This is a genomic window from Spongiactinospora gelatinilytica (genome assembly GCF_003236385.1).
In the GTDB taxonomy this organism is placed as follows: Bacteria; Actinomycetota; Actinomycetes; order Streptosporangiales; family Streptosporangiaceae; genus Spongiactinospora; species Spongiactinospora gelatinilytica.
On record NZ_POUA01000053.1, the window covers coordinates 20,122 to 27,442 of the forward strand.

6 protein-coding genes are annotated in these 7,321 nt (G+C 73.9%); all 6 read left to right on the plus strand.

Annotated features, from left to right (window positions below; genetic code table 11):
* Positions 1 to 70: 70 nt before the first annotated feature.
* On the plus strand, positions 71 to 1,138 hold the full coding sequence (gene hisC / locus C1I98_RS09765; protein WP_111166759.1) for a histidinol-phosphate transaminase: 1,068 nt from the start codon (positions 71 to 73) through the stop codon (positions 1,136 to 1,138).
* Positions 1,135 to 1,764, plus strand: a complete 630-nt coding sequence (locus tag C1I98_RS09770; protein ID WP_111166761.1) for a mycothiol-dependent nitroreductase Rv2466c family protein — start codon at positions 1,135 to 1,137, stop codon at positions 1,762 to 1,764. Before hisC ends, C1I98_RS09770 begins: the two co-directional genes overlap by 4 nt.
* 86 nt (positions 1,765 to 1,850) lie before the next feature.
* Positions 1,851 to 2,924 (plus strand): 3-deoxy-7-phosphoheptulonate synthase, encoded by a 1,074-nt coding sequence (gene aroF / locus C1I98_RS09775; RefSeq protein ID WP_111166763.1) that lies wholly within the window; start codon positions 1,851 to 1,853, stop codon positions 2,922 to 2,924.
* A 34-nt stretch (positions 2,925 to 2,958) separates the two neighbouring features.
* Positions 2,959 to 5,070, plus strand: a complete 2,112-nt coding sequence (locus tag C1I98_RS09780) for a molybdopterin oxidoreductase family protein (protein WP_267898029.1) — start codon at positions 2,959 to 2,961, stop codon at positions 5,068 to 5,070.
* A complete protein-coding gene (locus C1I98_RS09785; protein ID WP_111166767.1) occupies positions 5,067 to 6,521 on the plus strand; it encodes an FAD-dependent oxidoreductase in 1,455 nt (484 codons plus the stop codon). Before C1I98_RS09780 ends, C1I98_RS09785 begins: the two co-directional genes overlap by 4 nt.
* On the plus strand, positions 6,518 to 7,321 hold an 804-nt coding region (locus C1I98_RS09790; RefSeq protein ID WP_146607349.1), incomplete at its 3' end, for an MFS transporter. The genes C1I98_RS09785 and C1I98_RS09790, both read left to right, overlap by 4 nt.

Sequence of the window (7,321 nt, forward strand, 5' to 3'; positions counted from 1 at the left end):
CCCGCCTCCCCCACCGGGGCCCCAAAAGCCCCGCATTTCCACCGGGGAGCCGATTCCGCTCCAAGGAGCGATGATGAGCGTCATATTACCCAGATTGCGTTCCGTGCTGACCGAGGTCAGCGGCCATCGGGCCGCGCCCGCCGGTCCGGATAACGACCGCGCGCCCATTCTGCTGGCCAACAACGAGTCGCCGTTCGGGCCGCTGCCTTCCGTGGTGGCCGCGATAGCGGAGGCGGCCGGCGAGGTCAACCGTTACCCCGACTACGGCGTGGCCGCCCTCACCGCCGACATCGCCGCCTGGCTGGGGGTGGAGACCGATCAGGTGGCGGTCGGCTGCGGCTCGGTCGGCGTCCTGCAGATGCTGTTCCAGGCGGCGGGCGAGCCGGGCACCGACATCGTCCACGCCTGGCGCTCCTTCGACGCCTACCCCACCCTCGCCAAACTGGCCGGCCTGCGTCCGGTCACCGTGCCCCTTCAGGAGGAGCGGCACGACCTGGCCGCGATGGCCGACGCGATCACCCCGGACACCCGGATCGTCGTCGTCTGCAACCCGAACAACCCCACCGGCACCACCGTGCGGGACGAGGAACTGAAGGGCTTCCTGGACCGGGTGCCGCGCGACTGCCTGGTGGTCCTGGACGAGGCGTACCACGAGTACGTCAGGGACCCGGGCGTGCCCGACGGCCTCGGCCTGCTCGCCGCCCATCCCAACGTCGTGGTGGTCCGCACCTTCAGCAAGGCGTTCGGGCTGGCCGGGCTGCGGGTGGGCTACCTGGTCGGCCACCCCGCGGTGGCGGCCGAGATACGCAAGACCCGCCTGCCGTACACCGTGAGCCACCTGGCCCAGGTGGCCGCCCGCGCGTCGCTGCGCGCCCACGACGAGCTGATGGCCCGGGTGGACCAGACGATCGCCGAGCGCGAGCGGGTCCGCGCCGCCCTGCTGGCGCACGGCGTGCCGGTCGCGCCGAGCGAGGCCAATTTCGTCTGGGCGCCGCTGCAAGAGCGCACCGCCGCCTTCGCCGCCGCCTGCGCGGCGGAAAATGTACATGTCCGCGCCTACCCCGGCGACGGCGTGCGGGTGACGATCGGCCTCCCCGAGGCCGGCGACGCGTTTTTGAAGCTGATTGGAGCACTATGACCGATGACTCCGGGAACACCGCGACGAGGGCGCGGGTCGACTTCTACTTCGACCCGGTCTGCCCGTTCGCCTGGATCACCTCCCGGTGGATCTTGGAGGTCGAGCGGATCCGCGACATCGACCTGCGCTTCCGGGTGATGAGCCTTTCGGTGCTCAACGAGCACCGGGAGCTCGAGCCGTGGTACCGCGACCTGTGCGACCGGGCCTGGGGGCCGGTGCGCGTGTGCATCGCCGCCGCCCGCCACCACGGCGAGGAGGTGCTGCGCGACCTCTACACGGCCATGGGCACGCGCATCCACAACCAGGACAACGGCGACCTCACCGCGGTGATCGCCGAGGCGCTGGCCGAGGTCGGGCTGCCCGCCGGGCTGGCCGAGGCCGCCACGTCCGAGGAGTACGACGAGGCCCTGCGCAAGAGCCACCTCGAAGGCATGGAACCCGTCGGCGACGAGGTCGGCACCCCGACCATCCACATCGACGGCACCGCCTACTTCGGGCCCGTGCTGACCGCGATCCCCCGGGGCGAGCAGGCCGGCCGTCTGTTCGACGCGGCCAGAGAGCTGGCCTCCTATCCCAAGTTCTTCGAGCTCAAGCGTTCGCGGACGGGCGGGTTCGACTTCACCTAGACCCCGGCACCTCCACGGACCCCGAAGGGGCAGGCCCGACGCCTGCCCCTTCTGCGTTTCCCCGCCCTGGCAGGAAAGGCCACGCCATGCCCAGTTCCGAGATGCTCTATGTCTTTCAGCCCTCCGCGCAGCCCGCCGAGCTGGACGAATGGCTCGCGCTGCTGGCCGCGCGCGGCGGCGGCCCGTCGCTGCTCCGGCTCGGCCCCACCCCGGTGATCGCGGCGGCCGAGACGGCCGAGATCACGGCCCCGGCCGGGCTGCCGCGCCCGGTCGCCACGGTACGCGCCGGTGGCGGCGTGCGCCTGTCCAGGCGCGAGATCCGGCCGGAAGGCACCGTCGTGTCCATCGGCCCGGCGCGGATCGGGGACGGCAGGCTGGCGGTCTTCGCCGGCCCGTGCGCCGTGGAGAGCCGCGAGCAGATGGACGCCGTGGTCGGAGCCGTCGCCGCCGGCAACGGCGTGGTCGGCCTGCGCGGCGGCGCGTTCAAGCCCCGCACCTCGCCGTACGCCTTCCACGGCCTGAAGTGGTCGGGCCTGGACCTCCTCCAGGAGGCCAGGGAGAAGACCGGCCTGCCCATCCTCACCGAGGTCGTGGACACCCGCCACGTCGAGCGCGTCGCCGAGATCGCCGACGCGTTCCAGATCGGCGCGCGCAACATGCAGAACTTCGAGCTGCTGCGCGAGGTGGGCGAGACGGGGCGGCCCGTGGTGCTCAAGCGGGGGTTCGGCTGCACGGTGGACGAGACGCTGTCCGCCGCGGAGTACATCCTCGCGGCCGGCAACGACCAGGTGATCCTGTGCGAGCGCGGGATCAGGACCTTCGAGCACGCCACCCGCTTCACCCTGGACATCTCCGCAGTCGCCCTGCTCAAGCAGCGCTCCCACCTGCCGGTCATGGTGGACCCCAGCCACTCCACCGGCCGGCCCAACCTGGTCGCGCCGGTCTCGCTGGCCGCCGTGGCGGCGGGCGCGGACGCGCTGCTCATCGACGTGCACGCGCAGCCGGAGCAGGCGCTCTGCGACGGCGCGCAGGCGCTGCGGCCGTCCGGTTTCCATGAGCTGATGGGCCGGCTGGAGATGCTGGTGCTCGGCCTGGGCCGGGACGTCAGCGTGGTGATGGACGTGGACGTCCGCGACGCGACGGTCGCGGGCATCGCCTGAAGTCCGTACCCCCGGATGCGCCCTGGAGGCCATCGTGACCGGTACGACCACCGTCGCCCCCACGCACTGCCCTTACTGCGCCCTGCAATGCGGAATGGGGATCGCCACCACAGCGGGCGGGCCGCCGAGCATCGAGGCCAGGCGCTTCCCGGTCAACGACGGCGCCCTGTGCGTGAAGGGCTGGACGTCCGCCGACCTGTTACGTTCGCCCGCGCGGCTCACCACGCCGCTGGTCCGTGGCCGCACCGGGCTGCGACCGGCGAGCTGGGACGCGGCGCTGGACCTGATCGCCGCCGAGCTGACCCGGCTGCGCGCCGAGCACGGCCCGGACGGCGTGGCCGTCTTCGGCGGCGGCGGGCTGACCAACGAGGTCTGCTACCTGCTCGGGAAGTACGCCAGGGTCGCGCTCGGCACGTCGCAGATCGACTACAACGGCCGGTTCTGCATGTCGTCGGCCGCCGCCGCGGCGAACCGGGCGTACGGCATGGACCGGGGACTGCCCTTCCCGGTCGCCGACCTGCGCGCGGCCGACACCATCGTGCTGGCCGGGGCCAATCCGGCCGAGACCATGCCGCCGTTCATGCGGCACCTGGCGCCCTGCGCCGACTCGGGCGGGCTGATCGTCATCGACCCGCGCGCCACCCCGACCGCCGAACGGGCCGCCCTGCACCTGCGGCCCGCCCCCGGCACGGACCTGGCGCTGGCGCTGGGCATCCTGCACTGCGTCGTCGAGGACGGCCACCTCGACCAGGACTACCTGGCCGAACGCACCACCGGGTTCGCCGACGCCTGGCGCGCGGCGGCGGCCTGGTGGCCGGAGCGGGTGGAGCGGGTCACCGGTGTGGCGGTGGCCGACCAGCGCGCGGTGGCCGGACGGCTGGCCGGGGCCCGCAACGCCTACATCCTGACCGGGCGCGGGGCCGAGCAGCATGCCAAGGGCACCGACACGGTCAGCGCCTGGATCAACCTGGCGCTCGCCCTCGGCCTGCCCGGCCGGGCCGGTTCCGGCCACGGCTGCCTAACCGGGCAGGGCAACGGCCAGGGCGGCCGGGAGCACGGACAGAAGGCCGACCAACTGCCCGGGTACCGCTCGATCCGCGACCCCGCGGCCCGCGAGCACGTCGCCCGCGTCTGGGGGGTCGATCCCGGCACGCTGCCCGGTCCCGGCCGGTCGGCCTACGAGCTGCTGGACGCCCTCGGCACCGCGGACGGGCCACGGGCGCTGCTGGTGTTCGGCAGCAACGTCGCGGTGTCGGCCCCCCGCTCGACGCGGGTGCGCGACCGGCTCGCGGCGCTGGACCTGCTGGTCGTCGCCGACATCGTGCGCTCGGAGACGGCGGCCCTGGCCGACGTCGTGCTGCCGGTGACCCAGTGGGCCGAGGAGGGGGGCACCATGACGAACCTGGAGGGCCGGGTACTGCTGCGCCGCCGCGCCGTCGCGCCGCCCCCGGGCGTGCGCTCGGACCTCGCGGTGCTGCACGGCCTGGCCACCCGCCTGGGGCAGCCCGCCGAGCGCTTCCCCACCGACCCCGAGACCGTCTTCGCCGAGCTGCGCGAGGCCGCCCGCGGCGGCGTCGCCGACTACCACGGCGTCACCTACGACCGACTGCGGGCCGGGGAGCAGTTGCACTGGCCGGTACCGAACACCGACCACCCCGGGACGCCGCGGCCGTTCCTGGACCGCTTCGCCCACCCGGACGGGCGGGCCAGGTTCGTCCCGGTGACCCACCGGCCGCCGGCCGAGCCCACCGACGCGGACTATCCGCTGACCGCCACCACGGGCCGGGTGCTGGCGCACTACCAGTCCGGCGCGCAGACCAGGAACATCGACGCGCTGGTGGCGGCGGAGCCGGAGATGTTCGTCGAGGTCCACCCGGACACCGCCCGGCGGCACGGGCTGGACGAGGGCGACCCCGCGGTGGTCGTCTCGCGGCGCGGCCGGGTGCGTGCCACGGTACGGCACACGCCCACGGCCCGGGTGGACACGGTGTTCCTGCCGTTCCACTTTCCCGGCGACCACCGGGCCAACCTGGTGACCAACCCGGCCCTGGACCCGGTGAGCCGGATGCCGGAGTTCAAAGTCTGCGCCGTGCGGCTGGAAGCCGCACCGGCCGATGGCCCGCCCGATGAGGGGAGGGCGGCGTGAGCCCGCGCGCGGTGGTGATCGTCGGCGCGGGCATGGCCGGGATGCGGCTGGCCGACGAGATCAGGCGGCGCGACCCGGACGGCGAGCGGGTCCAAGTGACCGTGCTCGGGGCCGAACCCGGCCCCGCCTACAACCGGGTGCTGCTGCCCGGCGTGCTGGCCGGCACGATGAGCGCCGCGTCGGTGACGCTGTACCCGCAGGGCTGGGCCGAGGACCACCACATCGACCTGCGCGAAGGCGTCGAGGCCCGCGCGATCGACACCGCCGCGCGCACGGTCGGCACCGCGTGCGGCGCGAAGATCCCGTTCGACGCGCTGGTGCTGGCCACCGGCGCGGAGCCGCGCATCCCGCCCACCGAGGGCCTGTCCGGCGAGGACGGCACGCCCGCCCGGGGCGTGGTGGCGTTCCGCACGCTGGCCGACTGCCTGCGGATCTCCGCCGACGCCCGGCCCGGCGTGCCGATCACCGTCATCGGCGGCGGCCTGCTCGGCCTGGAGGCGGCCCGTTCGCTGGCCGTCCGGGGCTGCGCGGTCACCGTGGTCCACCCGGTGGGTCACCTGATGGAACGCCAGCTCGACACCGAGGCCGGAGCCGTCCTCGCCAAGGCGCTGACCCGGCACGGGGTCAGGTTCCGGATCGGCCGGACCGCCGCCCGCTACCTGCCCGGCGACGGGCTCAAACTCGACGACGGCAGCCACGTCCCCGCCGAACTGGTGGTCGTGGCGGCCGGGGTGCGGGCGCGGACCGGCCTGGCCGAGGCCGCCGGGCTGCCGATGGCGGGCGGTGTCGTCGTGGACGACACGCTGCGCACCGCCCACCCCGCCGTGTACGCGATCGGCGACGTCGCCCGGCACCCCGGCGCGACGCCCGGGCTGGTGGAGCCCGCCTGGGAGCAGGCCGACGTACTGGCCGGCCTGCTGACCGGCACGGACCCGCAGGCCAGGTACCGGGGCACGACCGTGGTGACCCGGCTGAAGGCCCGCGGCGTGGACCTGACCGCGATGGGCGAGACGACCACCGATCCCGACGACGAGATCGACGAGGCGCTGCGGCTGTCCGACCCGGCCCGCGGCCGGTACGCCAAGCTCGTGCTGCGCGACGACCGGGTGCGCGCCGCGATCATGCTCGGGCTGCCCGACGCCGCCGCGTCCGCCGCCTACTACTACACCAACGACGTGCCGGTTCCCGAAGACCGGCTGGCCGTGCTGCTGGGCCGGGCGCTGCCGCCCGCCGCCCCGGCACAGGATCCGGCGACGCTCGCGGACACCGCGACGGTCTGCCGGTGCAACCACGTCACCAAGGCCCAGCTCACCGCCGCCTGGCGGACGGGCGCGGCCGACGCGGCCGAGCTGTCCGCCAGGACCAGGGCCGGGACGGGCTGCGGCACCTGCGTGCCACTGCTACGCGGCATCGCCGGCTGGCTGGCCGGCCGGGAACAGGAGGCTTCATGAATCGGCACGGCGGTCGGTGGATCGACCACTGGGAGCCCGACGACCCGGCGTTCTGGCGGCGTACCGGCAGGCCGATCGCGGTCCGCAACCTGGCGCTGTCGATCCTCGCGGAGAACCTCGGGTTCTCGGTGTGGATCCTGATGAGCGTCGTGGTGACCTACCTCGGCCAGGCCGGGTTCCGCTTCGACGTCACGCAGACCTTCTGGCTGCTGATCGTGCCGAACCTGGTCGGGGCGGCGCTGCGCGTCCCCTACACGTTCGCGGTGCCCCGGTTCGGCGGGCGCGGCTTCACGGCCCTCAGCGCGCTGGTGCTGCTGGTGCCCACCGGGATGCTCGCGGTCGCGGTCAGCGACCCGCGCACGCCGTACTGGTTCTTCCTGCTGACCGCGGCCCTGATGGGTCTCGGCGGCGGGAACTTCTCCGCCTCCATGGCCAACATCTCCTTCTTCTTCCCCGAGAGCAGGAAGGGGGTGGCGCTCGGGATCAACGCCGCCGCGGGCAACCTGGGGGTGGCCGTCGCCCAACTCGTCGTGCCGGTGGTCATCCACCTGGGCACCGGCCTCCAGCTCGCGTACGCGGCCCTGATGTGGATGCCGCTGCTGATCGTCGCCGCGGCGGCGGCCTGGCTGCGGATGGACAGCCTCACCTCGGCCAAACCGGACGGGGTCTCCTACAGGCTGGCCATGCGCGCCCGGCAGACCTGGGTGATGTCCTTCCTCTACATCGGCACCTTCGGATCCTTCATCGGCTTCTCGTTCACCTTCCCGCTGCTGGTCCAGCAGGAGTTCGCGGGCCGGGCG

What these genes read in the sequence shown, in the direction of transcription:
- C1I98_RS09770 (WP_111166761.1), top strand. Translation starts at nt 1,135, where the DNA reads ATGACCGATGACTCCGGGAACACCGCGACGAGGGCGCGGGTCGACTTC.
- aroF (WP_111166763.1), top strand. Translation starts at nt 1,851, where the DNA reads ATGCCCAGTTCCGAGATGCTCTATGTCTTTCAGCCCTCCGCGCAGCCC.
- hisC (WP_111166759.1), top strand. Translation starts at nt 71, where the DNA reads ATGATGAGCGTCATATTACCCAGATTGCGTTCCGTGCTGACCGAGGTC.